Annotated in this window: 22 protein-coding genes; 11 read left to right on the forward strand and 11 right to left on the reverse strand. The window is 71.1% G+C overall.

Annotation, left to right across the window (positions count from 1 at the left end; all coding sequences use genetic code 11):
* Positions 1-52: 52 nt before the first annotated feature.
* Positions 53-1,033 carry a branched-chain amino acid ABC transporter permease gene (locus V6S67_RS04565; protein WP_334209121.1) on the reverse strand — a complete coding sequence of 327 codons (981 nt, stop codon included), beginning with the start codon at positions 1,031-1,033 and terminating at the stop codon, positions 53-55.
* Positions 1,034-1,041: 8 nt separating this feature from the next.
* Positions 1,042-2,394 (reverse strand): branched-chain amino acid ABC transporter permease, encoded by a 1,353-nt coding sequence (locus V6S67_RS04570; RefSeq protein ID WP_334209122.1) that lies wholly within the window; start codon positions 2,392-2,394, stop codon positions 1,042-1,044.
* A gap of 298 nt (positions 2,395-2,692) precedes the next feature.
* Between V6S67_RS04570 and V6S67_RS04575 the strand changes: the two genes are divergently transcribed.
* A complete protein-coding gene (locus tag V6S67_RS04575; protein WP_334209123.1) occupies positions 2,693-3,541 on the forward strand; it encodes a Bax inhibitor-1/YccA family protein in 849 nt (282 codons plus the stop codon).
* Positions 3,542-3,654: 113 nt separating this feature from the next.
* Here V6S67_RS04575 and galK read toward each other — a convergent pair whose 3' ends face one another.
* From galK to V6S67_RS04590, 3 genes are read right to left on the reverse strand one after another with little or no spacing between them, the layout of a single operon-like run.
* Complete coding sequence (gene galK / locus V6S67_RS04580) at positions 3,655-4,812, reverse strand: galactokinase (RefSeq protein ID WP_334209124.1); 1,158 nt, start codon at positions 4,810-4,812, stop codon at positions 3,655-3,657.
* Positions 4,809-5,936, reverse strand: coding sequence for a galactose-1-phosphate uridylyltransferase (galT, locus tag V6S67_RS04585; protein ID WP_334209125.1), 1,128 nt, complete (start codon positions 5,934-5,936; stop codon positions 4,809-4,811). Before galT ends, galK begins: the two co-directional genes overlap by 4 nt.
* The gene (locus V6S67_RS04590; RefSeq protein WP_334209126.1) at positions 5,933-6,733 is read right to left on the reverse strand and encodes a DeoR/GlpR family DNA-binding transcription regulator; all 801 of its coding nucleotides are present in this window, start codon (positions 6,731-6,733) and stop codon (positions 5,933-5,935) included. The genes galT and V6S67_RS04590 overlap by 4 nt, the downstream gene beginning before the upstream one ends.
* 158 nt (positions 6,734-6,891) lie before the next feature.
* On the opposite strand from V6S67_RS04590, the gene V6S67_RS04595 reads away from it, so the two are divergent.
* From V6S67_RS04595 to V6S67_RS04610, 4 genes are read left to right on the forward strand one after another with little or no spacing between them, the layout of a single operon-like run.
* Positions 6,892-7,806 (forward strand): aldose 1-epimerase family protein, encoded by a 915-nt coding sequence (locus V6S67_RS04595; protein ID WP_334209127.1) that lies wholly within the window; start codon positions 6,892-6,894, stop codon positions 7,804-7,806.
* A 34-nt stretch (positions 7,807-7,840) separates the two neighbouring features.
* Positions 7,841-9,181 (forward strand): AI-2E family transporter, encoded by a 1,341-nt coding sequence (locus tag V6S67_RS04600; protein ID WP_334209128.1) that lies wholly within the window; start codon positions 7,841-7,843, stop codon positions 9,179-9,181.
* Positions 9,182-9,240: 59 nt separating this feature from the next.
* Positions 9,241-10,503: a threonine ammonia-lyase gene (gene ilvA / locus V6S67_RS04605; protein WP_334211518.1), complete on the forward strand. Its 1,263-nt coding sequence runs from the start codon at positions 9,241-9,243 to the stop codon at positions 10,501-10,503.
* Between the two features lie 6 nt (positions 10,504-10,509).
* Positions 10,510-11,103 (forward strand): rhomboid family intramembrane serine protease, encoded by a 594-nt coding sequence (locus V6S67_RS04610; protein ID WP_334209129.1) that lies wholly within the window; start codon positions 10,510-10,512, stop codon positions 11,101-11,103.
* Between the two features lie 45 nt (positions 11,104-11,148).
* On the opposite strand, the gene greA is transcribed toward V6S67_RS04610, so the two are convergent.
* Both greA and V6S67_RS04620 read right to left on the reverse strand, forming a co-directional pair.
* The gene (gene greA / locus V6S67_RS04615; RefSeq protein ID WP_334209130.1) at positions 11,149-11,640 is read right to left on the reverse strand and encodes a transcription elongation factor GreA; all 492 of its coding nucleotides are present in this window, start codon (positions 11,638-11,640) and stop codon (positions 11,149-11,151) included.
* A gap of 201 nt (positions 11,641-11,841) precedes the next feature.
* The gene (locus V6S67_RS04620; protein ID WP_334209131.1) at positions 11,842-12,273 is read right to left on the reverse strand and encodes a DUF4307 domain-containing protein; all 432 of its coding nucleotides are present in this window, start codon (positions 12,271-12,273) and stop codon (positions 11,842-11,844) included.
* Between the two features lie 69 nt (positions 12,274-12,342).
* Here V6S67_RS04620 and mca point away from each other — a divergent pair, with 69 nt between their 5' ends.
* A complete protein-coding gene (gene mca, locus V6S67_RS04625; RefSeq protein ID WP_334209132.1) occupies positions 12,343-13,266 on the forward strand; it encodes a mycothiol conjugate amidase Mca in 924 nt (307 codons plus the stop codon).
* A gap of 83 nt (positions 13,267-13,349) precedes the next feature.
* Positions 13,350-13,685 (forward strand): hypothetical protein, encoded by a 336-nt coding sequence (locus tag V6S67_RS04630; RefSeq protein ID WP_334209133.1) that lies wholly within the window; start codon positions 13,350-13,352, stop codon positions 13,683-13,685.
* Between the two features lie 42 nt (positions 13,686-13,727).
* Here the strand turns inward: V6S67_RS04630 and trhA are convergent, their stop codons facing one another.
* A complete protein-coding gene (gene trhA, locus V6S67_RS04635) occupies positions 13,728-14,369 on the reverse strand; it encodes a PAQR family membrane homeostasis protein TrhA (RefSeq protein WP_334211519.1) in 642 nt (213 codons plus the stop codon).
* Between the two features lie 321 nt (positions 14,370-14,690).
* Here trhA and V6S67_RS04640 point away from each other — a divergent pair, with 321 nt between their 5' ends.
* Entirely contained in the window at positions 14,691-15,452 is a 762-nt protein-coding gene (locus tag V6S67_RS04640; RefSeq protein ID WP_334211520.1) for an isoprenyl transferase, read from the forward strand.
* A gap of 168 nt (positions 15,453-15,620) precedes the next feature.
* A complete protein-coding gene (locus tag V6S67_RS04645) occupies positions 15,621-16,949 on the forward strand; it encodes a PhoH family protein (protein WP_334209134.1) in 1,329 nt (442 codons plus the stop codon).
* A gap of 9 nt (positions 16,950-16,958) precedes the next feature.
* Here V6S67_RS04645 and V6S67_RS04650 read toward each other — a convergent pair whose 3' ends face one another.
* Positions 16,959-17,723 (reverse strand): hypothetical protein, encoded by a 765-nt coding sequence (locus V6S67_RS04650; RefSeq protein ID WP_334209135.1) that lies wholly within the window; start codon positions 17,721-17,723, stop codon positions 16,959-16,961.
* Positions 17,724-17,782: 59 nt separating this feature from the next.
* Here V6S67_RS04650 and V6S67_RS04655 point away from each other — a divergent pair, with 59 nt between their 5' ends.
* Together V6S67_RS04655 and V6S67_RS04660 are read left to right on the forward strand one after the other, a co-directional pair.
* On the forward strand, positions 17,783-18,289 hold the full coding sequence (locus tag V6S67_RS04655; protein ID WP_334209136.1) for a prepilin peptidase: 507 nt from the start codon (positions 17,783-17,785) through the stop codon (positions 18,287-18,289).
* Between the two features lie 5 nt (positions 18,290-18,294).
* Positions 18,295-18,765, forward strand: coding sequence for an NUDIX hydrolase (locus tag V6S67_RS04660; RefSeq protein WP_334209137.1), 471 nt, complete (start codon positions 18,295-18,297; stop codon positions 18,763-18,765).
* Between the two features lie 71 nt (positions 18,766-18,836).
* Here V6S67_RS04660 and V6S67_RS04665 read toward each other — a convergent pair whose 3' ends face one another.
* Positions 18,837-20,477, reverse strand: coding sequence for an MDR family MFS transporter (locus tag V6S67_RS04665; protein ID WP_334209138.1), 1,641 nt, complete (start codon positions 20,475-20,477; stop codon positions 18,837-18,839).
* Positions 20,474-21,145, reverse strand: coding sequence for a TetR/AcrR family transcriptional regulator (locus V6S67_RS04670; protein ID WP_334209139.1), 672 nt, complete (start codon positions 21,143-21,145; stop codon positions 20,474-20,476). Before V6S67_RS04670 ends, V6S67_RS04665 begins: the two co-directional genes overlap by 4 nt.
* Positions 21,146-21,256: the final 111 nt, after the last annotated feature.

Raw genomic sequence — 21,256 nt, forward strand, 5'->3', positions numbered from 1 at the left:
TCGCCGTGTACCGCCGCGGCGTCGTCGGGATTGCTGATGCTGTGGCTGCCGGTCATGCGAACGCCAACTCCTTCTTGTTACCCAGGACGCCCTGCGGCCTGAAGACCATGAGCAGCATCAGGGCCACACCCACGAGGATGTAGCGGAGCTGACCCGCCTGTGAGTTGGACAGGAACGTGATGGCGCCGACCTCGATCAGGCCGTACAGGAGTCCCTGCGTCAACGAGAGCACTACCCAGAAGATCATCGCCCCGATCACCGGTCCGAGGACAGTGGCCATCCCTCCGAGGAGGAGGCAGGTGTAGAGGAAGAAGGTCAGCTCGGTCGCGTAGTTCGCGGGCTGCACGGCGCCGCGGGGGAGGGTGAAGATGATGCCCGCGAGCGAACCGAGGACACCGCCGATCACGAGGGCCTGCATCTTGTAGGCGTAGACGTTCTTGCCGAGCGAGCGCACGGCGTTCTCGTCCTCCCGGATGCCCTTCAGCACGCGGCCCCAGGGGCTGCGCATGAGGAGCCAGACCACGAGGCAGGCGATGATGACGACGGCCCAGCCGACGATGCGGATCCAGAAGTCGCGCTCGTTCATGCCGAGCGGGCCGATGTTGTAGGTGCCGGGCGGGAACGGGTTGAGGGAGTAGAAGCCGCCCTCGAACGCCGCGAGTCCGTTGGCGGATCCCGTGATGTCCGTGAGCCCGTTCGTGGTCACGATGTAGCGGATGATCTCCGCCGCGGCGATCGTCACGATGGCGAGGTAGTCGGCCCGGAGCCGCAGCGTCGGGATGCCGAGCACGATCGCGAAGATCACCGAGGCCAGGAGCGCCACGAGGACCGCCACCGGCAGCGGGGCGTTGAAGCTGAGCGTGGAGATGGCGTACCCGTAGGCGCCGACCGCCATGAAGCCGGCCTGGCCGAAGTTCAGGAGGCCGGAGTAGCCGAAGTGGACGGCGAGGCCGAGCGCGGCGAGCGCGTAGGCCGCGGTCGTCGGGCTGATCAGCTCACCGAAGGCGTTGACGAGGATGTTTCCGAAGTCCATGGGGGCCCCTAACCTATGCGCTCACGGCGGCCGAGGATACCCTGCGGCCGGAACAGGAGCACGAGAATCATGATCAGCAGCGCTCCCACGTATTTGAGGTCTGCCTCGAGCCAGATCGTGGAGATCTCCACGAACAGCCCGACGATGATGGAACCGACGAGGGCGCCGAACACGGTGCCGAGCCCGCCGAGGGTGACGCCGGCGAAGATGAGCAGCAGGATCTGCTGGCCCATGTTGTAGGAGACGCCGGGACGGTAGTAGGCCCACAGGATGCCGCCGAGGGCCGCGAGCATGCCGCCGATGACCCAGACGATCCGGATGACGCGGTCCACGTCGATGCCGGAGGCCGCTGCCAGTGCAGGGTTGTCGGCGACGGCGCGGGTGGCCTTGCCGATGCGCGTGCGCAGGAGCAGGAAGGCGACCAGGAGGATGACCACGAGGCTCACGATGAGCGAGGTCAGGTTGTTGCGCGAGATGGACACCGACCCGAGGTCGATGATCTCGCCCTGCGAGCCCGGCAGCTGCTGGGTCGCGCCGCCGAAGAAGAGCTGGATGATGTAGCGCAGGGCGAGGGCGAGGCCGATGCTGACGATCATCATGGGCACGAGGCCCGTGCCGCGCTGGCGCAGGGGCTTCCACAGCCCGGCGTCCTGCACGTAGCCGAGGAGCCCGCCGCCGATGACGGCGAGGACGATCGCGACGGCGATCGGGAGCCCCGCGGCGGAGAAGGCGAACGCGAGGACGGCGCCCAGCGTGACCATCTCGCCGTGGGCGAAGTTGGTGAGGCCCGTGGTGCCGAAGATCAGTGAGAGCCCGACGGCGCTGAGCGCGAGCAGGAGCCCGAAGCTGAAGCCTGCGAGGGCCCGCTCGGCGAAGGTCTCCAGGAACGGCGTCTGCTGCGTGACGATGCCCTCGCCGAACAGGAACAGCGTCGTGGCGCTGGAGGTGTTGGCGAAGGTGACCTGGCGGGGGTTCTCCTGCCCCTCGGCGAGTGCGATGCCCTCGGGGAGGGTGTCCTCGTCGATCTCCACCTCGTAGGTGCCCTGCTCGGGCACCCCGATGCTCCAGGCGCCGTTGGGTCCGGACGTGGCCTCGCCCTCGAAGCCGTTGCCCGTCGCGGTGACCGTGACGTCGGCGATCGGACCGTCGGCCCCGCGGAGGACGCCGCCGATCCGGTTGTCGAACTCGGCGGCCTGGACGGTTCCGGCCGTCTGGGCCTGGGCCACGGTGCGGTGCTGGGGCGGGTCGGGCAGCTCGGGGGACGCCTGCGCCGCAGGGGCGCCGAGCAGCACGAGCGCCAGGAGGCCGAGCACCAGAAGGAGCGACCTCCTGATCCGTGCAGGCGTCGATAAGGTGATCAAGATGGGAACCTCCACGGTGGGGGCAGGCCCGGCGGCGACCGCCGGGATCAAGAGTTGTGACGAGTGTCACTGGCGTGGGGATCATGTTACTAGCGGCATGTTTCCGCTTTTCACAAAAGCATCCCGACAAGGTAGCGATTCGGTAACGAATGTTTCACTAAGGGCCCTTCCCAGTTGAATTTCCGGGTCCGGGACCCCCTGCGGCTCGCCATCCGTCCGGGAACAAAGGGACGCCGAAAACGTTGCAATTGGTAGGGTTGGACGAACACGCAGCCCCCTACTGGAGGACTAACTCACAATGGCACTTGGCGGTAATCCGGTCTTCAACGGGAAGAACTTCCGTTCCGCGACCCGAGGCAACGGAAGCGCCGGCCTCGGCACCATGACGTACGGCGGTACGGCCATGGCGAACCAGCAGCAGCTGGAGCACATGTACAACCAGCCGTCGGCCGGTCCGGCGCAGACCGGACGCATGACCTTCGACGACGTCATCGTCAAGACGCTGCTCTGCCTGGGCTTCGTGCTCGTCGGTGCCGCCATCCCCGCGTTCGTGGTGCCGGGCCTCGCGGTCCCGCTGATGATCGTCGGTGCTCTCGGTGGCTTCGTCCTCGGCCTCGTCAACTCGTTCAAGCGCGAGCCCTCGCCCGCGCTGATCCTCGCCTACGCGGGGCTCGAGGGCCTGTTCCTCGGCGGACTCACCATGTTCCTCGAGGCGATGTTCCCGGGCATCGCCATGCAGGCCGTGCTGGGCACCCTCGTGGTCTTCGGCGTGACCCTCGCCCTCTTCAAGAGCGGCAAGGTCCGCGCGACCCCGAAGGCCATGAAGTTCTTCATGATCGCGCTCATCAGCTACGCGGTCTTCTCGCTCGTCAACCTCGGGCTCATGGTCTTCGGCCTGACGAGCGATCCCTGGGGTCTTCGGGGAATGGAGATCTTCGGCATCCCGCTGGGCGTCGTGATCGGCCTCCTGGCCATCGGCCTCGCCGCGTTCTCCCTGATCGTCGACTTCACCTCGATCAGCGAGGGCGTCCGCCAGGGCGCGCCCCAGCGCTACTCGTGGACCGCGGCCTTCGGCCTGACGGTCACCCTCGTGTGGCTGTACGTCGAGATCCTGCGCCTCCTCGCGATCCTGCGCGGCGACGACTAGCAGTCCGGTAGCAGTCCCGGGCGCCTCGGCGCCGCGACCACAAGGAGAGGCCCGCACCCGTCAGGGTGCGGGCCTCTCCTGTCGTCGGGCTCGTGTCAGGCGTCGGGCCCCTGTCAGGCCACGCGCGCCGCTCCGGCACCCGGCAGGACGCTGAAGATCACCGGCGCGCGGAAGTCCGCCGCGGCGAAGGCCCGCTCCACGGCCGTGCGGATGGCCGGGACGTCGTCGACCCGGGCGAGGGCGATCGCCGCGCCGCCGAAGCCGCCCCCGGTCATGCGGGCACCGAGGGCACCGGCCTCGAGGGAGGCGTCCACCGCGGTGTCGAGTTCGGCGCAGGAGATCTCGAAGTCGTCGCGCATCGAGGCGTGGCTGGCGACGAGCAGCGGGCCGAGCTCCGTCGGTCCGGTACCGGTGAGGACCTTCACGGCGTCCTCCACCCGCGCGTTCTCCGTGACGATGTGCCGCACCCGCCGGAAGGTCTCCTCGTCGAGCACGCCCGCCGCCTCCGCGAGGTCCTTCACGGAGAGGTCCCGGAGGGCCGGGACGCCCATCAGCTCGGCGCCGAGTTCGCACGAGCGGCGCCGTGCGGCGTAGCCGCCGGTGGAGTGCGAGTGGCTGACCCGGGTGTCGATGACCATGAGCTCGAGTCCGGCACCCTCGAGGTCGAGGGGGACGAGCCGGGAGTCGCCGGAGCGGCAGTCGAGGAAGACGGCGTGGCCCACCTCGCCCAGCAGGGACGCGGACTGGTCCATGATGCCCGTGGGGGCGCCGACCATCCGGTTCTCGGCGAGCTGGCCGATCGCGGCCAGCTCGCGCCGGGAGACGCCGGCCTGCGAGAGGTCGTTGGCCGCGACGGCCACGGAGCACTCCAGGGCCGCGGAGGACGACAGTCCCGCGCCGACGGGGACGGAGGAGTCGACGAGCAGGTCCATGCCCGGGCAGCGGTGGCCCGACTGCTCCATGGCCCACAGGACGCCGAGCGGGTACGCCGCCCACCCCTCCACGCCGCCCTCCTCGAGGGCGTCGAGGTCGACCGTCACCGGGGCCTCGTCGGGCGCGAAGGTGGACGCGACCCGGACGACGCGGTCCGGGCGGACGGCGGCCGCGACCGTCGTCGAGTGCTTGATGGCGAAGGGCAGCACGAAGCCGTCGTTGTAGTCGGTGTGCTCGCCGATCACGTTGACGCGCCCCGGGGCCGACCAGAGGCCGTCCGGTTCCGTGCCGAAGCGCTCGGTGAAGGCCGCCGCGAGATCGAGGGGTGTGGAGTTCATGCCTGGTCCTTACGTGCTGGAGCGGGAGTGGCGCTGCGGAGTGCCTCAGCGACCTTCTCCGGGGTGGTGTCGTTGATGAAGGCGCCCATCGCGGCCTCCGAGCCGGCCAGGAACTTCAGCTTGTCGGCGGCGCGGCGGGGGGAGGTCAGCTGGAGGTGCAGGTATCCGGCGGGCCGGAGGACGTCGTCGATCGGGGCCTGCTGCCAGGCGGCGATGTACGGGGTGGGCGTCGGGTACAGGGCGTCGAGCCTGCCGAGGAGGTCGAGGTAGACCGTGGTCAGCTCGTCCCGCTCCTCACCGGTGAGAACCGTGAAGTCGGCGACCTGGCGGTGGGGGACCAGATGCACCTCGAGGGGCCAGCGGGCGGCGAAGGGCACGAACGCGCTGAAGTGCTCGCCCTCGAGCACCATGCGGTCCCCGGACGCACGCTCGGAGGCGAGCGCGTGCCCCATGAGGGTCTGCGTGCCACCGGAGGCCTCGAAGAACTCGGCCGCCCGGGCGGCCAGCGTCGCGGCGCGCGGCGGGATGAACGGGTAGGCGTAGATCTGCCCGTGCGGGTGCAGCAGGGTCACGCCGATGTCCGCTCCGCGGTTCTCGAAGCAGAACACCTGCTTGATGCCGGGCATCGCGGACAGGGCCTCCGTGCGCTGCGCCCACGCGTCGATGACGGTCCGGGCGCGCTCGGGGCTCAGCGAGCCGAAGGACCCCTCGTGCGCCGAGTCGAACGCCACCACCTCGCATCGCCCGTACGCCGTCGCCGTCGTACCCCACTCCGGGGCGGCCGGGAGGTCGCCGAGGTCAGGGCCGAAGGACGAGAAGCGGTTCTCGAAGACGACGACCTCGTAGTCGGCGGGGACCTCCGAGAGGTTCGCGGCGGTCGTGGGGCACAGGGGGCACTGGTCGGCGGGCGGCAGGTGCGTCCGCGACTGGCGGTGCGCGGCCACCGCGATCCACTCGCCGGTCAGGGCGTCGTAGCGGGCCGTGCCGGCCGGACCGCGCGGGGGCAGGCCGCGGGCGTCATGGGTCGCGGTGGGGTCCCGGTGCAGCGCGGCGCTCTCCTCGCGGGCGTCGAAGTAGATCAGCTCGCGCCCGTCGGACAGGCGCGTGGGGGTGATGTGGGTCATGGTCGCTCTTCCAGGAGGGGGTCGGGAACGGGGTCGCAGAGGATCCGGGTGCGGGCGGCGTACTCGTCGCCCGGCCGGAGATCGGTCACCAGGGTGCCGGCGCTGTCGAGGGGGGCCACGCGGGCGAGGCTCACGACGCCGATCTTGCTCGCGTCGGCGAGGACGACGAGCCGGCCGCAGGTCCGGGCGAACGCCTGGTTCGTCTCGGCCTCGGCCAGGTTGGGGGTGGTGATGCCGGCGTCCGCGTCCACGCCGTGCGCTCCCATGAAGCACAGGTCGGCGCGGAGCGAGGCGATGGTGCCGGTGGCCAGCGGGCCGACGAGGGCCTTCGACGGCGTCAGCTGGCCGCCCGAGAGGAGGACCTGCGGTGCGGCGTCACCCGGGGACACGGCGTGGAGCCGGTGCAGCTCGTCCGCGAGGGGCAGCGAGTTGGTGATGATGGTCAGTCCCTGGATGCGCGCGAGGAGGGGGGCCAGGGCGTAGGTGGTGGTGCCGCCGGTGATGGACACCGTCATGCCCGGTGCGAGGAGGGAGACGGCGGCGGCCGCGATCCTCCGCTTCGCCTCGCCGCCGCGTGTCCTGTTGGCGTCGAAACCGGCCTCCACCGAGCTGAGGCTGCCGGGGCGGACGGCGCCGCCGTGCACCCTGACGAGCGCGCCCCTGGCCTCGAGCACGTCGATGTCGCGGCGGACGGTCATCTCGGAGACGCCGAGCGCCACGGCGAGGCCGCTCACGCGCACCGCGGGCTGGTGGGTGAGGCGGTCGATGATCGCTGCATGGCGTTCGGCTGCGAGCATGATCCTCCTGTCGGCGCCGGGGGTGGGGGTGGGGGTGGCGAAGCACAGCACGGAATCCGAACTGGACCGCACCAAAACGAACAAAACCTATCATAGGCGCCCGTGCCACCGCCGGTGCGGGAAACCGGTGCGTGACAGGGCGGCGGTAGCATCGCACCATGACTTCGGGAACCCGGCCGGCCAGCGGCACCAACTACACGCTGACGGCGGGCCCCGCGACCGTCGTCGTCGCGAGTCTCGCCGCCGCGCTCAGGTCCTACCGGTACGACGGCGTGGCGCTGACCGAGACCTGGGCGGACGACGCCATCCCGGCGGGCGGCGGCGGCATCCTGCTGGCGCCCTGGCCCAACCGGGTGGCCGACGGCCGCTGGACACTGCACGGCGAGGAACAGCGCCTCGATATCACGGAGCCGTCGAAGGGCAACGCCATCCACGGACTGCTGCGCAACACCGGCTACCAGGCCGTGGAGGTCGGCGACGCCCGGCTGGTCCTCGAGGCCGAGATCTTCCCGCAGCACGGCTACCCCTTCCACCTGATGCACCGGGCCACGTACGAGCTCACGGAGGAGCAGCTGACGGTGACACAGGAGCTCTCGAACCTCTCGGCGTCGCCCGCGCCCTTCGCCCTGGGCGCGCACCCCTACCTGAAGATCTCGGACGTCCCCACCGAGGAGCTCGTCCTCACCCTGCACGCGGAGGAGATGTTCGAGGCCGACGACCGGTCCATCCCGACCGGCCGGGCACCCGTGTCGGGGCAGCGCGACCTGCGGCAGGGGCAGCGGATCGGGGACATCGTGTTCGATACCGCCTTCACGGGCCTCGCTCTCGTGGACGGACGCCACGAGCACGTGCTGTCCGCCCCGGACGGACGGCGCGTCACGCTGTGGGCCGACGCCTCCTTCGCCTACGCCCACGTGTTCATCAGCACGATCTACCCCGGCGTCAGCAAGGCGGTGGCGATCGAGCCGATGACCGCGCCCGCCGACGCGTTCAACTCGGGGGAGGGCCTGGCCTGGCTCGAGCCGGGTGCGTCCTTCGCCGCGAAATGGGGCATACTCCCGGGTCTCGGATAGCGGACGCCCGGACCTTCTATGGAAGGATTGGGCCATGCAGCGTCTCCCCGGAGCGAAACCCCAGCGCGCCCTCCAGCGCGCGGTGAGCCGCGGCGCAGCCGCGCTGCCCGATCCGCTGCCCCGGCAGCCCGCCGCCACACGGGATCCCGCACCCAGGGACGAGCTCCACGACCGCAGCGCCGACCGCTCGGACGTCCCCGTCGCCCTCCGGATCGCGGCATCCTGGTCCTGGCGGCTCGCGCTCGTCATCCTCATCAGCGGCGTGCTGGTCTACCTGCTCAGCCGTATCTCGCTCCTCGTCATCCCGCTCATGATCGCGGGCCTGGTGGCCGCGCTGCTCATGCCGCTGAAGAACGCCCTCAGGCGACGCAGGGTCCCCAACGGGGCGGCCGTCGCCATCACGCTCGTCGGCTTCTTCGGTCTCATCACGGGCGCGCTGCTCCTCGTCGGCCGCCAGCTCGCCCTCGGCATCCGGAGCCTCGGAGGCGAGGCGCAGGACGGCGTCCAGCAGGTGCTGGCCTGGCTGTCGCAGGGCCCCCTCCAGCTCACGACGTCGCAGATCGACCAGTACCTCACCGACATCGGCAACGCCGTCCAGAACAACAGCGCCTCGATCCTCAGCGGGGCGCTCTCCTTCGGCACGACGGCGGGCCACGTGGCCGCGGGCACGCTCCTGACGGTGTTCGCCCTGATCTTCTTCCTGCTCGACGGCGGCCGGATCTGGCACTTCCTCGTGGGCCTCACGCCCCGTCGGGCCCGCGCGGCGGTCGACGGCGCGGGGCGGCGCGGCTGGATGTCCATGGCCAGCTACGTGCGGGTGCAGATGGTCGTCGCGGGCGTCGACGCCGTGGGTATCGGCGTGGGTGCCGCCGTCATCGGTGTGCCCCTGGCCCTGCCGCTCGGCGTGCTCGTGTTCCTCGGGTCCTTCATCCCCATCGTCGGAGCCCTCGCCACGGGCTGCGTCGCCGTGCTGCTGGCCCTCGTGGCCAACGGGTGGGTCAACGCCCTGGTGATGCTCGCGATCGTGCTGCTGGTGCAGCAGGTGGAGGGACACATCCTCCAGCCGCTCATCATGGGCCCTGCCGTCGCGCTCCACCCGCTCGCCGTCGTGCTCGCGGTGGCGGGCGGCACCCTGCTCGCCGGGATCCCGGGCGCCCTGTTCTCCGTCCCGCTCCTGGCGGTCCTCAACACCTCCGTGCGCTACATCGCCCAGCGGGCCTGGGAGTACGACCCGGTCGTGGCCCGGGAGGGCTGGCCCGGAGGGGCTGTCATTAGCGGGCCGGCGGAGGAGCGAGGAGCTCCGGCGCCGGCCAGCACCCCGGGACCTCCCGCCGCAGCAGCGGCGCCAGCCCTCCAGAGAGAGACCTCCCAGTGACCGAGCAGACCGTGACGAACACCCGCACCACCGGCAGTGACAGCACCGGCCCGACGGCGGTGCTCGACGTCCCCGCCGGCACCGATCTCCCGGTGACCCTCGCCGACATCGAAGCCGCCCACCGCACCCTCGAGGGCGTGATCGCCCGCACGCCGATCGAACAGTCCCGGGCCCTCGGCCGGCTCACCGGCTCGACCGTGTCCTTCAAGTGCGAGAACCTCCAGCGCGCCGGCTCCTTCAAGGTGCGCGGCGCCTACAACCGCATGGCGAAGCTCAGCGAGGCCGAGCGTGCCCGCGGCGTGGTCGCGGCGTCGGCCGGCAACCACGCGCAGGGCGTCGCCGTCGCCGCGGCCCGCCTCGGGATCGCGGCCCGCATCTACATGCCCCTCGGCGTGGCCCTGCCGAAGCTGGCCGCGACCCGCGGCCACGGCGCCGAGGTGGTCCTCCACGGCCACAACGTGGACGAGGCGCTCACGGAGGCCCGGAAGTACGCCGACGAGACCGGCGCCGTGTTCGTCCACCCGTTCGACAACGTGGACGTGGTCGCGGGCCAGGGCACGCTCGGCCTCGAGATCCTCGAACAGGTGCCCGACGTCGACACGATCCTCATGGGCGTCGGCGGCGGCGGACTCCTCGCCGGCGTGGCCGTCGCCGTCAAGGCGCGCGCGAAGGAGCTCGGCCGCACCATCCGGATCATCGGGGTCCAGGCCGAGAACGCCGCCGCCTACCCGCCGTCCCTCGCCGCGGACGCCCTGGTGCCCCTGACGAAGGTCTCGACCATCGCCGACGGCATCGCCGTCGGACGCCCCGGCCAGCTGCCCTTCTCGATCATCCGCGAACTCGTCGACGACGTCGTGACCGTCAGCGAGGACTCCCTCGCCCGCGCGCTCATCTTCCTGCTGGAACGCTCGAAGATGGTGGTCGAGCCTGCCGGTGCGGTGGGCGTGGCGGCCCTCCTGGACGGGAAGCTCACGGAGAACGGGGCGCAGCCGGGCAACACCGTCGTGGTCCTCTCGGGCGGCAACATCGATCCCATGCTCATGCTGAAGGTCATCCAGCGCGGCCTGGCCGCCGCGGGCCGCTACCTCGTGGTACGCATGCTGCTCGACGACCGGCCCGGCTCGCTGGCCACCATCTCGCGCATCATCGCCGAGTCGGACGCCAACGTGACCGGCGTCGACCACACGCGTGTGGGCGGGTCGATCAGCATGGGCGACGTCGCCATCACCATCAACATGGAGACCAAGGGCGAGGAGCACTGCGAGCAGGTCCTCAGCAACCTGCGCGCCGAGGGCTTCCAGCCCGTCGTCCTCAAGGGCTGAGGGCCCGTGCATCCACTCGCTCACCGGGCCCAGGCGGGCCTCGTCACGGTCGGTGGCCTCGTGGCCGTGATGTGGGTGGTGTTCGTGCTGAACCTGCTCCTGGGGAACCTGCTGGTCCGGACCCTCGGGATCGCGCCCCGGCGCCTCGACGGGCTCGACGGCGTGGTGTTCGCGCCGCTGCTGCACGGCGGGGTGGAGCACCTGGCCGGCAACAGCCTGCCCCTGCTGGTGCTCGGGTTCCTGGCCTTCCTCGAGGGTGCGCGGCGCTTCGCCGTCGCCGTGGCCGCCAGCTGGCTGGCCTCCGGCCTCGGCACCTGGCTCTTCGGCGGCGGACTGACGATCGGCGCCTCCGGTGTCGTGTTCGGCCTGTTCGCCTACCTGATCACCCGCGGGTTCTACAACCGCGACTGGAAGCAGATCCTCCTCGCCGGGGTGCTGTTCCTGGTCTACGGGTCCATCCTGTGGGGCGTGCTGCCGCGGCTGGGCTCCAACATCTCCTGGCAGGCCCACCTCTTCGGGGTGCTCGGCGGCATCCTCGCGGCCTACCTGCTCAAACGGAAGCGGCCCGCCCCCGGGGGGACGGACCGCTTCGGCGCCTAGTGGTGCTGCGCGGCCGGACCTCTCGATCCGGCTGAGGGGGCGTCGTCAGCCGACGTACGGCGTGGCCGAGAGGATCTCGACGGTGATCTGCTTGCCGTTGGGGGCGGCGTACGTGACAGTGTCCCCGGCCTTCTTGCCCTGGATCGCGGCGCCGAGGGGCGACTTCTCGCTGTAGACGTCGACGTCCGTGTCGCCGGCGACCTCGCGGCTGCCGAGCAGGAAGTTCTCCACGTCACCGGCGATCCGCGCGGACACCATCTTGCCCGGTTCCACGACGCCGTCATCGGCGGCGGCCTCGCCGACGTGCGCGTTCTCGAGCAGCTGGGTGAGCTGCCGGATGCGTGCCTCGGCCTTGCCCTGCTCCTCCTTGGCGGCGTGGTAGCCGCCGTTCTCCTTCAGGTCACCCTCCGAGCGGGCCTGCTCGATGCGGGCGACGATCTCCGTGCGACCGGGACCGGAGAGGTGCTCGAGCTCGCTCTTGAGTCGATCGTAGGACTCCTGCGTGAGCCAGGCGACGGAGGCGCTGTTAGTGGACACGGGATTACTCCTTCGGTACGGCCGCCTCCGCGGACGGAGGGGCTTGTGATCGGACGGACGGTCGTGGAGCCACCGTCCGCGGCAAACAAACACCCCGCCTCGTGGTACCGGGGGACCGGTACGCCGGTGAGGCGGGGCGCTAGGTTTCCATCCAGTCTAGAGGGGTGCGGGCTAGAACCCAAGAGATGCCGGCGGAACCGCTCAGTCCTCGACGATCCAGCAGGCGTTGACCCCGCCGGAGACGCCCGGCGAATCGGTCCGGACATCCGTGCGGTGCGCCGTCGTCCCGCCGCCGTTCGCGCCGTCCTCGGCGCTGTTGGGCCCGATGGTGACCACCGTCCAGCCGACCACCGCGTAGTTCTCACTGAGCACCTGCACGGCGCACTGCGCCGTGGCCGAGCGGTCCTTCGACACCTCGAAATCGACGCTCGCACGCCCGTCCGACGCCAGGGCGAAGCCCACGTCCTTCGACGAGACGTCGGGACTGCCGGAGGTCAGGGCCACCAGGCCCACCATCGCCACGGCGGCGGCGAGCACCGCGAGCAGCAGGGTCCGCGCACGGCCCATGCGCCTGGTCGGCTTGGGGGTGCCGTAGCGATTGGCTACTCTTGAGGGCGTAGGGGCGGAGCTCACCGTCCCATTTTACCGCCCGCCGGCCGTCCCCCTCGCGGACGTCCGTGCCCGCAGAGCCAGGAGCTCGTGTTGCCAAGCCAGGATCTTCCCCGCGCGTCCGCTGCGGGCCTCCGCCTCCTCGCGGTCCACGCCCACCCCGACGACGAGTCGAGCAAGGGTGCGGCCACCATGGCCGCCTACGTCGCAGCGGGTGCCGAGGTCATGGTGGCCACCTGCACGGGCGGCGAACGCGGCGACATCCTCAACGCGGCCATGGAGGGTGACGCGCATGCCGGCCGTGACCTGCCGGGCCTGCGGCGCGTCGAGATGGCACGCGCCGTCGCCGAGCTCGGCGTGCAGCAGCGGTGGCTGGGCTTCACCGACTCCGGCCTGCCCGAGGGCGATCCGCTCCCGGACCTGCCCTTCGGCTGCTTCGCGCTCCAGCCTCTCGAGCGGGCGGCCGCACCCCTCGTGAAGCTCGTGCGCGAGTTCCGCCCGCACGTGATCCTCAGCTACGACGAGAACGGCGGCTACCCCCACCCCGACCACATCATGGCGCACCGTGTCGCGGTGGAGGCGTTCGAGGCGGCGGCCGACCCGGAGCGCTACCCGGGCACGGGTGAGGCCTGGAGCGTCGCCAAGCTCTACTACGACCGCGCGTTCAACCCGGAGCGCTTCCGCGCCCTGCACGCGGCGCTCGAGGAGGCCGGCCTCCAGTCGCCCTACGCGGAGCGCATCGCGCAGTGGCTCGAGGCGGACGCGGAGGGACACCAGCCACCGGCCCCGGCGCACCCCACCACCACGCAGATCCGCTGCGCCGACTTCTTCGGGCACCGGGAGCGGGCGCTGCTCGCGCACCGCACGCAGGTGGACCCGGAGGGATTCTTCTTCGCCGTGTCGGTGGAACTGCAGCAGGAGGTGTGGCCGTGGGAGGACTACTCCCTCATCACCTCGCGCGTGGAGTCCTCCGTGCCCGAGGACGACTTCTTCGCCGGGATCACGCCGGGACGCTAGGTCCGCGCCGCATTTCTATCCCGCGTAGAATTATGGCTGGCGGGCACCCCGGACCCGCCGCGAGCTTCGAAAGTGGTGCCTGCGTGTTCCTTCCCCTCAGCCTGGCTGCGACCGTGACGCCGTCGGGGGACCCGACGCTCAAACCGGGCCTCGACCCGGCGTCGGTCACGCCCGGGACGCTCGGCTTCCTGGCGACGCTCTTCGTCGTCGTGCTCGTCATCTTCCTGATCCGCGACATGGTCAAGCGCATCCGGCGCGTCCGATACACCGCCGAGGTGGAGCAGGCGCGGGCCCAGCGTGCCGACGGCGCGGCGACGGCGGGAGGGGACGACGTGCCGGGCCTGTCCCGCGGCGGGGACGGCACGGCCGACGGCGGTCGCCCCCGGCCGGGCGGGAAGCACGGCCCGGACAACCGCTGACCACACGGTCCGTCCCGTACCCGGGTCGGTATCCGGGCCGGGTCAGGCCCCGACCGGGTGCAGGACGGCGAGCATGATCGCGACGAAGTGCGCCGCGAAGGCCGCCACCGTGAACGCGTGGAAGAGCTCGTGGAAGCCGAACACGCGCGGTGAGAAGTTGGGCCGCTTGATGCCGTAGAACACGGCGCCTGCGATGTACAGCACGCCGCCCACGCAGATCAGCAGCGCGGCGGGCACATTGGCCGCGAAGAAGTCCGGCATGTAGAACACGGAGCCCAGGCCGAGCGCCACGTAGATGGGCACGTACAGCCACCGCGGTGCGTCCACCCACAGGTTGCGGAAGAGCACGCCGGCGACGGCGCCGCCCCAGATGATCCACAGGAGCGTCTCCGCCCTGCCCCGGTCCAGCAGGGCCCAGGCGAGCGGCGTATAGGATCCGGCGATGACCAGCATGATGTTGGTGTGGTCCAGGCGCTTCAGGACCACCTTCACGCCCGGACTCCAGTCGCCCCGGTGGTACACCGCGCTCACGCCGAACAGCAGCACGCCCGTCAGGGCGTAGATGGCGGAGGCGACCCGGAGCCCCGGCGTCGGGGCCAGCGCCACGAGGACGACACCCGCGGCGACGGCCAGGGGCGTGGCGACCGCGTGGATCCACCCCCGCCACAGCGGCTTGGCCGCCATCGCGTCCGCGAGCGGTCCCGCCACCGAGGACACCGCGTCCTCGAACGGGCTGTCGCGGCCGGCCGCGGGATCCGAAGGGCCCGGGACAGGGGCCGGATAGCGCGGGGTCATGCCGGAATTCTAGCCCAGGCCGCCGCCCGCCCCTCCGACGGCCGCCTGTCGAGGAGATGGTCGCCGCAGACGGTTCCGCACTGCCTGCAGGCCTTTGCCGGGCAACTGCCGGTACGGTAGAAGCAGGTATCCGGGGTCAGGCGCCCCGTGTCGAGCATGCCTCCGGCCCCGGCCGGAGCGGGAACCAGGGGAGGGCGGCCGGGCGTGAGCTTGAAGTTCCCCGGAGTCGGCTACAGCTTCTACGAGCGCAGGCTGCAGCGGAACCTCGCGCCCGAACGCATCCCGCACCACATCGGCGTCATGGTGGACGGCAACCGGCGGTGGGCGAAGCTCGCGGGCGCGCCCACGAGCCACGGGCACCAGGCGGGCGCGGACAAGATCCACGAGTTCCTCGGCTGGTGCGAGGAACTCGGCGTCGACGTCGTGACCCTCTACATGCTGTCCACCGACAACATGGGCCGGCCCCAGGAGGAGATCGACCAGCTCCTCGACATCATCGCCAACACCCTCGACCGCCTCGGGGAGAGCAACCGCGTGCGGGTCCAGCCCGTCGGCGCCCTCGACCTCCTGCCCGACGACCTGGCCGGCAAGCTCGTGGAGCTCGCGGCGTCCACCGAGCGCATCGACGGGCTGCACGTGAACGTGGCCGTGGGGTACGGGGGACGGCGCGAGATCGTCGACGCCGTCAAGGAACTGATGCGGGACGCCGCAGCCCGCGGGATGTCCCTCGAGACCCTCGCCGAGGAGCTGACGGACCAGCACATCTCCTCCTTCCTCTACACGCGCGGGCAGCAGGACCCGGACCTCGTCATCCGCACCTCGGGGGAGCAGCGGCTCTCCGGGTTCCTCATGTGGCAGAGCGCCTACAGCGAGTTCTACTTCTGCGAGGCGCTGTGGCCCGATTTCCGGCGCGTGGACTTCCTCCGCGCCCTCCGCGACTACGGCCGCAGGCAGCGCCGCTTCGGGTCCTGAGCGTCCGTCCCGAGTGTTCACCGGCGCTTCACGGACGACACGGCGGGCGGCGCTGCGCTGCGGGGATCGACGGCGTAGGGTCTACCCATCGACGGACATCGGATCCGCCGACGGAAGGCCCACCCCACCCCTACGAATTCGGGGCGACCGCCCCGGAGCGGAGTCCATGTGGCTACAACCAACACCCCGGAGCAGGACGCGGTCGATCCGCGGCGCAGCTACGTCATCGACACCTCGGTGCTCCTGTCCGATCCCCGCGCCATCCTGCGGTTCGCGGAACACGAGGTGATCCTGCCCATCGTCGTCATCACCGAGCTCGAGGGCAAGCGGCACGACCCGGAGCTGGGGTACTTCGCCCGGAAGGCCCTGAGGCTGCTGGACGACCTGCGGGTGGACAACGGCGGGCTCGACACCGACGTCCCGCTCGGGGACGAGGGCGGCACGCTGCGGGTGGAACTGAACCACGTCTCGCCCGAGGTGCTGCCGGTCGGGTTCCGCAGCGGTGACAACGACTCCCGGGTCCTCGCCGTCGCGAAGAACCTCGCCGTCGCCGGGCGCGACGTGGTCGTGGTGTCCAAGGACCTGCCGATGCGCGTGAAGGCGTCCGCGATGGGCCTGCAGGCCGACGAGTACCGCAACGAGTTCGTGAAGGACTCCGGCTGGACGGGCGTGGCCGAGCTCGACGCCACGGTCGAGGAGGTCAACGCCCTCTACGACCACGAGGCCGTCCTGACGGCCGGCGGTGCGGAGCAGCCGGTGAACACGGGCGTCATCCTGCTCTCGCCGCGCGGTTCGGCGCTCGGGCGCGTCGGGGCGGACAAGCACATCCGGCTGGTCCGCGGCGACCGCGACGTGTTCGGCCTGCACGGGCGGTCCGCGGAGCAGCGCCTGGCGATCGACCTCCTGCTGGACCCCGAGGTGGGCATCGTCTCCCTCGGCGGGCGCGCGGGGACGGGCAAGTCGGCCCTCGCGCTCTGCGCGGGCCTCGAGGCGGTCCTGGAGCGGCGCGAGCACCGCAAGGTGGTCGTGTTCCGGCCCCTGTATGCGGTGGGCGGGCAGGAGCTCGGCTACCTGCCCGGGAGCGAGAACGACAAGATGAACCCGTGGGCGCAGGCCGTCTTCGACACCCTCGGCGCGATCGTCTCGCCCGAGGTCGTCGAGGAGGTGCTGGACCGCGGCATGCTCGAGGTCCTGCCGCTCACCCACATCCGCGGCCGCAGCCTGCACGACTCGTTCGTGATCGTCGACGAGGCGCAGTCGCTCGAGAAGAACGTGCTCCTCACGGTGATGAGCCGCATCGGGCAGAACTCGAAGATCGTCCTCACGCACGACGTCGCGCAGCGCGACAACCTCCGGGTGGGCCGGTACGACGGCATCGCGGCCGTCGTCGAGACCCTCAAGGGCCACCCGCTGTTCGGCCACGTCACGCTCACGCGGTCGGAGCGCTCGCCGATCGCGGCCCTCGTCACCGAGCTGCTGGAGGGGTCGGACGGCTAGGGATGCTGGCTAGCCCACGATCCAGGGGACGTGCCGGCTGACGTCGCTGAGCTCCGGGGGAGCGGCACGGAAGTAGTCGTCGGTCAGGTACTCGTCGACGCCGAGGATCGCGAGGTCGTGGCCGGCCCCGCGGGTGGCGCCGTCGAGGGCCGTCGTGGACACGCAGACCGCGGTGCCGATGTCCACGAGCACGCGCGTCCGGCCCTCGCCGATCAGCGGACGGCCGGGCGCGGCGGGCTCGTAGGAGGCGTTCGAGGTGACCGTGGCGGCGAGGACCGGGCGGCCCGCGAACGACTCCTCCGCGATGTCCCGGACCTCCACGCGGTCGGCGCCCGGGGCCATGGCCACCGGCGCGTTGCCCGCCAGCTCGACCGGATCCAGCATGGACGACCAGCGCGGATCGCCGAAGACGGCCTCGCCGTAGGCGGCCTCGGGCCGGCGGCGCACGAGCCCGGCGCCGTCGTACACGGGCGTGACGAGGCGGGGCGCCACGAGCCACGACTTCCGCGTGGCGCTGACGTACAGCGCGTCGCGGGAGCGTTCGTTGCCCGTGGTGGAGTGCAGCAGCGTGCCGTCCGCGGCCTCGACGCGCAGCGCCGCCGGGCGGCGGAGCCAGGCACTCAGGGGCGGGGCGGTGTCGAGGCCCTGGTCGGACGGCGCCCGCCAGGCGATGGTGAAGCGCAGGGTCTCCCAGCGCCAGGGGGAGGAGCGGCAGAGGGAACGGAAGGTCTCCTCCGGCGTGGACGCGGAACTGGTGCTGCGCTGGCCCGACATTTCCACAGTGTAACCGGCACCCTTGCGGCCGGTCAGGGCCCCGGGCGTAGCGTGGGGGCGTGACCGCCGTGCTCGCCGACTACCAGGCGCAGGAGCCCCTCGCCTTCGCCCTGCTCGCGGCCGCCCTGCTGGGGTTCGTCGCGGTCGGCGGCCGGCTCGGCGTGGTCGACTGGCGCACGCACCGGCTGCCCGACCGGATCGTCCTGCCCGCCTATCCGGCCGCCGTGCTCCTGCTCGGGCTCGCGGCCGGCGCCGCGGGCGAGTGGCACCGGATCCTCGGGATGCTCGCCGGCGGGGCCGTGCTCTGGCTGGGGTTCGGGGCGCTGCACCTGCTGTCCCGGCGGGGGCTCGGCTTCGGGGACGTCAAGCTCGCGGGACTCCTCGGGCTCTACCTGGGCTTCGCGGGAGGCGCCGCGCTGTGGTGGGGTCCCTTCTTCGCCGTCGTGCTCGGTGGGCTGTGGAGCCTCGCGCTCGTCCTGGCCGGCCGGGCCACGCCCGGATCCTCGGTGGCATTCGGGCCGTTCCTCATCGGCGGGGCCGCGCTCGCGCTCGCTGTACTAGCCTGAAGAGCGTGCCTACTCCCGAATTCGTCGTCGCGCTGCGCGAGAAGATCGGCCACGACCCGCTGTGGCTGCCCGGCGTCGGGGGCGTGGTCCTCGACGACGACGGGCGCGTGCTCCTCGGGCAGCGGGCGGACAACGGCCGCTGGGCAATCATCACCGGCATGGTCGATCCGGGCGAGCAGCCGGCCGTCGCCCTGCGCCGGGAGGTGGAGGAGGAGACCGGCGTCGTCGTCGAGGTGGAGAGCCTGCTCGCCACCGGCGTCGACGGTCCCATCACCTTCCCCAACGGCGACGTGTGCACCTTCCTGACCCTCGAGTTCCGGTGCCGGTGGGTGAGCGGCACCGCGCGCGTCAACGACGACGAGTCCCTCGACGTCCGCTGGTTCCCGCCGAACGCGCTGCCGCCCCTCAAGCCGCGGCACCTCGCGCTGATCCGGCAGGCGGAGGCGTTCGACGGCGTGACCCGCTTCATCCGCTGACGCCGCCGGCCCGGCAGCCCTCCGTCCGAGGGGCTGCCGGGCCGGCGATGGGCTCGGGTGCGTGCGCGGGGTCAGGACCCGGGACGCTCCGAGGACGAGCGTGCGGCGGACGCAGCCTCGGCACGCTCCCGCTCCAGACGGTCCGCCTCCTCGCCGCCGATCGCCTCGCCCCGCGCCACCATGCCCGAGGTGTCGGACAGCGGGATCTCCCGCAGCAGGAGCGCGAGGACCAGGGCGATCACGAGGAACGGCACGAGGTAGAGGAACACGGGGGCCAGCGACTCCGCGTAGTCGCTCACGACGGCCTCCCGCAGCTGGTCGGGCAGTGCGTTCAGGGCTGCCGGGTCGAGGGTCGAAGTCGCCTCGCCGGCGGCCTCGGGGCTCGCACCGGACGCCGCGAACGTCTCCCGCAACCGTTCGGAGAGGCGGCTAGTGAAGATCGCCCCGAAGACGGCGACGCCGAGCGACGCACCCACCTCGCGGAAGTAGTTGTTGGTACTCGTTGCGACACCGACCATGGTCGGCGCCACCGAGTTCTGCACCACGAGGACGATGACCTGCATGATGAGGCCGAGCCCCGCGCCGAAGAAGAACAGCATGGTGCAGATGACCCAGATGGGGGTGTCGGCCGTGAGCGTGGACATCCAGAGCAGCGTGGCCAGGGTCAGCGAGACACCGATGATCGGGTACTTCCGGTACCGGCCCGTGCGGGAGATCGCGAGGCCGGAGAAGATCGACGTGCCCATGAGCCCCACGATCATCGGGACGAGCAGCAGTCCGGAGACGGCCGCCGAGGTGCCGGAGGCCATCTGGAGGAAGGTCGGCATGAACGCGAGCGCGGCGAACATGCCGAGGCCGAGTGTCAGGCCGATGCCGGTGCTGGTGACGAACGTGCGGTTGCGGAAGAGCCCGAGCGGGATGATGGGATCCTCCGCGCGGCGCTCCACCAGGACGAAGCCGACCGCCGCGAGGATCATGCCGGCGCCGAAGCTCCAGGTGAGCGGTGAGGTCCAGCCCTCGGCGGCGTCACCGCCGAAGTCCGTGAGGAAGATGAGGCAGGTCGTGGCGACCGACAGCAGGACGACGCCCGCGATGTCGATCCGTCCGGTCGCCTTCTTCGACGGCAGCCGCAGGGTGAACCAGGCGATGGCGAACGCGGCGATGCCGACCGGGATGTTGATGTAGAACGCCCAGTTCCAGGTCAGGTGGTCCACGAAGTAGCCGCCGAGCAGCGGACCCGCGACGGCGCTGAGGCCGAAGATGCCGCCGAGGGGGCCCATGTACTTGCCGCGCTCGTTGGCGGGCACGATGTCCGCGATGATCGCCTGGGACAGGATCATCAGGCCGCCGCCGCCGAGCCCCTGGATGGCACGGAACACCACGAAGGCCCAGAAGTCGGTGGCGAAGGCACAGCCGATGGACGCCACGGTGAACAGTGCGATGGCGAAGAGGAAGAGGTTGCGGCGGCCGAGCACGTCACCGAACTTGCCGTAGATCGGCATCACGATGGTGGTGGCGAGCAGGTACGCCGTGGTGATCCACGTCTGGTGCTCGACGCCGCCGAGCTGGCCCACGATGGTGGGCATGGCCGTCGAGACGATGGTCTGGTCGAGGCTGGAGAGCAGCATCCCGGCGATGAGCGCCGAGAAGATGATCCAGATGCGCTTCTGGGTCAGGAGGAGCGGGCCCTCCGGCGCCGTCGTTGTACTCATGCGGGTTCCTGGTTCTGGGATACGGGGAGGTCGCGGGCGACTCCCGGGGGCGGGGGGAAGAGAAGGCGGAGCGCGTCGATGTTGCGGCGGATGACCTCGGGGTAGCTCAGTGCGTTCCCCTCGGCGAAGAACTCGTCGAGGGAACGGCGGGCGAGACCGCCCAGCACGAACGTGGCCACGCGGGGCAGGGGATGGTCCGCGGGCAGGCCCTCCCTCGCGATGATGAGGTCGACCAGCAGCTGCGACTTCGCCTCGGCGCGGGCGAAGAGGCGGGGCATGAGCTGCGGTTCCCGGTGCAGGACGGCGGACATCAGCTCGTACTCCTCGCGGGAGATGGTGAGCCGGTCGCCGAACTCCGCGAAGAGGTCGGCCAGCGCGTCGATCAGCGGGGTGGGGGGATCGGTGCGTCCCGACAGGAGGAAGGCGTCGAGGATCGGCTGCGGCAGTTCCTCGTCGGTGGAGCCGAGGACGGCGTCCTCCTTGGAGGGGAAGTAGTTGAAGAACGTGCGGCGGGAGATACCGATCTCATCGCAGAGCTGCTCGACGGTGAAGCCGCCGATGCCGTGCGCGAGCGTCAGCCGGCGGGCCGCCGCCACGAGGGACGAACGTGTCCGGCGGCGCTTGCGCTCCCGCAGACCGAGCTCCTCCGAATGTGCACTATCAGGCATGGAGTACATATTTGCACTCTGAGCACCTCAGTGCAAATTCCGCGGAAGACACAGGAGGGGTGCACCCGGGACGAACCGGGTGCACCCCTCCTGGGACAGGTCCTGCGGGCG

The organism is Arthrobacter sp. Soc17.1.1.1 (assembly GCF_036867195.1).
Classification (GTDB): Bacteria; Actinomycetota; Actinomycetes; order Actinomycetales; family Micrococcaceae; genus Arthrobacter_D.

Coding starts and splice junctions, on each gene's coding strand:
- V6S67_RS04575 (WP_334209123.1), top strand. CDS start 2,693: ATGGCACTTGGCGGTAATCCGGTCTTCAACGGGAAGAACTTCCGTTCC.
- V6S67_RS04665 (WP_334209138.1), bottom strand. CDS start 20,477: ATGAGTACAACGACGGCGCCGGAGGGCCCGCTCCTCCTGACCCAGAAG.
- trhA (WP_334211519.1), bottom strand. CDS start 14,369: ATGGCGGCCAAGCCGCTGTGGCGGGGGTGGATCCACGCGGTCGCCACG.
- galT (WP_334209125.1), bottom strand. CDS start 5,936: ATGACCCACATCACCCCCACGCGCCTGTCCGACGGGCGCGAGCTGATC.
- V6S67_RS04670 (WP_334209139.1), bottom strand. CDS start 21,145: ATGCCTGATAGTGCACATTCGGAGGAGCTCGGTCTGCGGGAGCGCAAG.
- V6S67_RS04565 (WP_334209121.1), bottom strand. CDS start 1,033: ATGGACTTCGGAAACATCCTCGTCAACGCCTTCGGTGAGCTGATCAGC.
- V6S67_RS04600 (WP_334209128.1), top strand. CDS start 7,841: ATGCAGCGTCTCCCCGGAGCGAAACCCCAGCGCGCCCTCCAGCGCGCG.
- V6S67_RS04595 (WP_334209127.1), top strand. CDS start 6,892: ATGACTTCGGGAACCCGGCCGGCCAGCGGCACCAACTACACGCTGACG.
- galK (WP_334209124.1), bottom strand. CDS start 4,812: ATGAACTCCACACCCCTCGATCTCGCGGCGGCCTTCACCGAGCGCTTC.
- V6S67_RS04650 (WP_334209135.1), bottom strand. CDS start 17,723: ATGTCGGGCCAGCGCAGCACCAGTTCCGCGTCCACGCCGGAGGAGACC.
- V6S67_RS04590 (WP_334209126.1), bottom strand. CDS start 6,733: ATGCTCGCAGCCGAACGCCATGCAGCGATCATCGACCGCCTCACCCAC.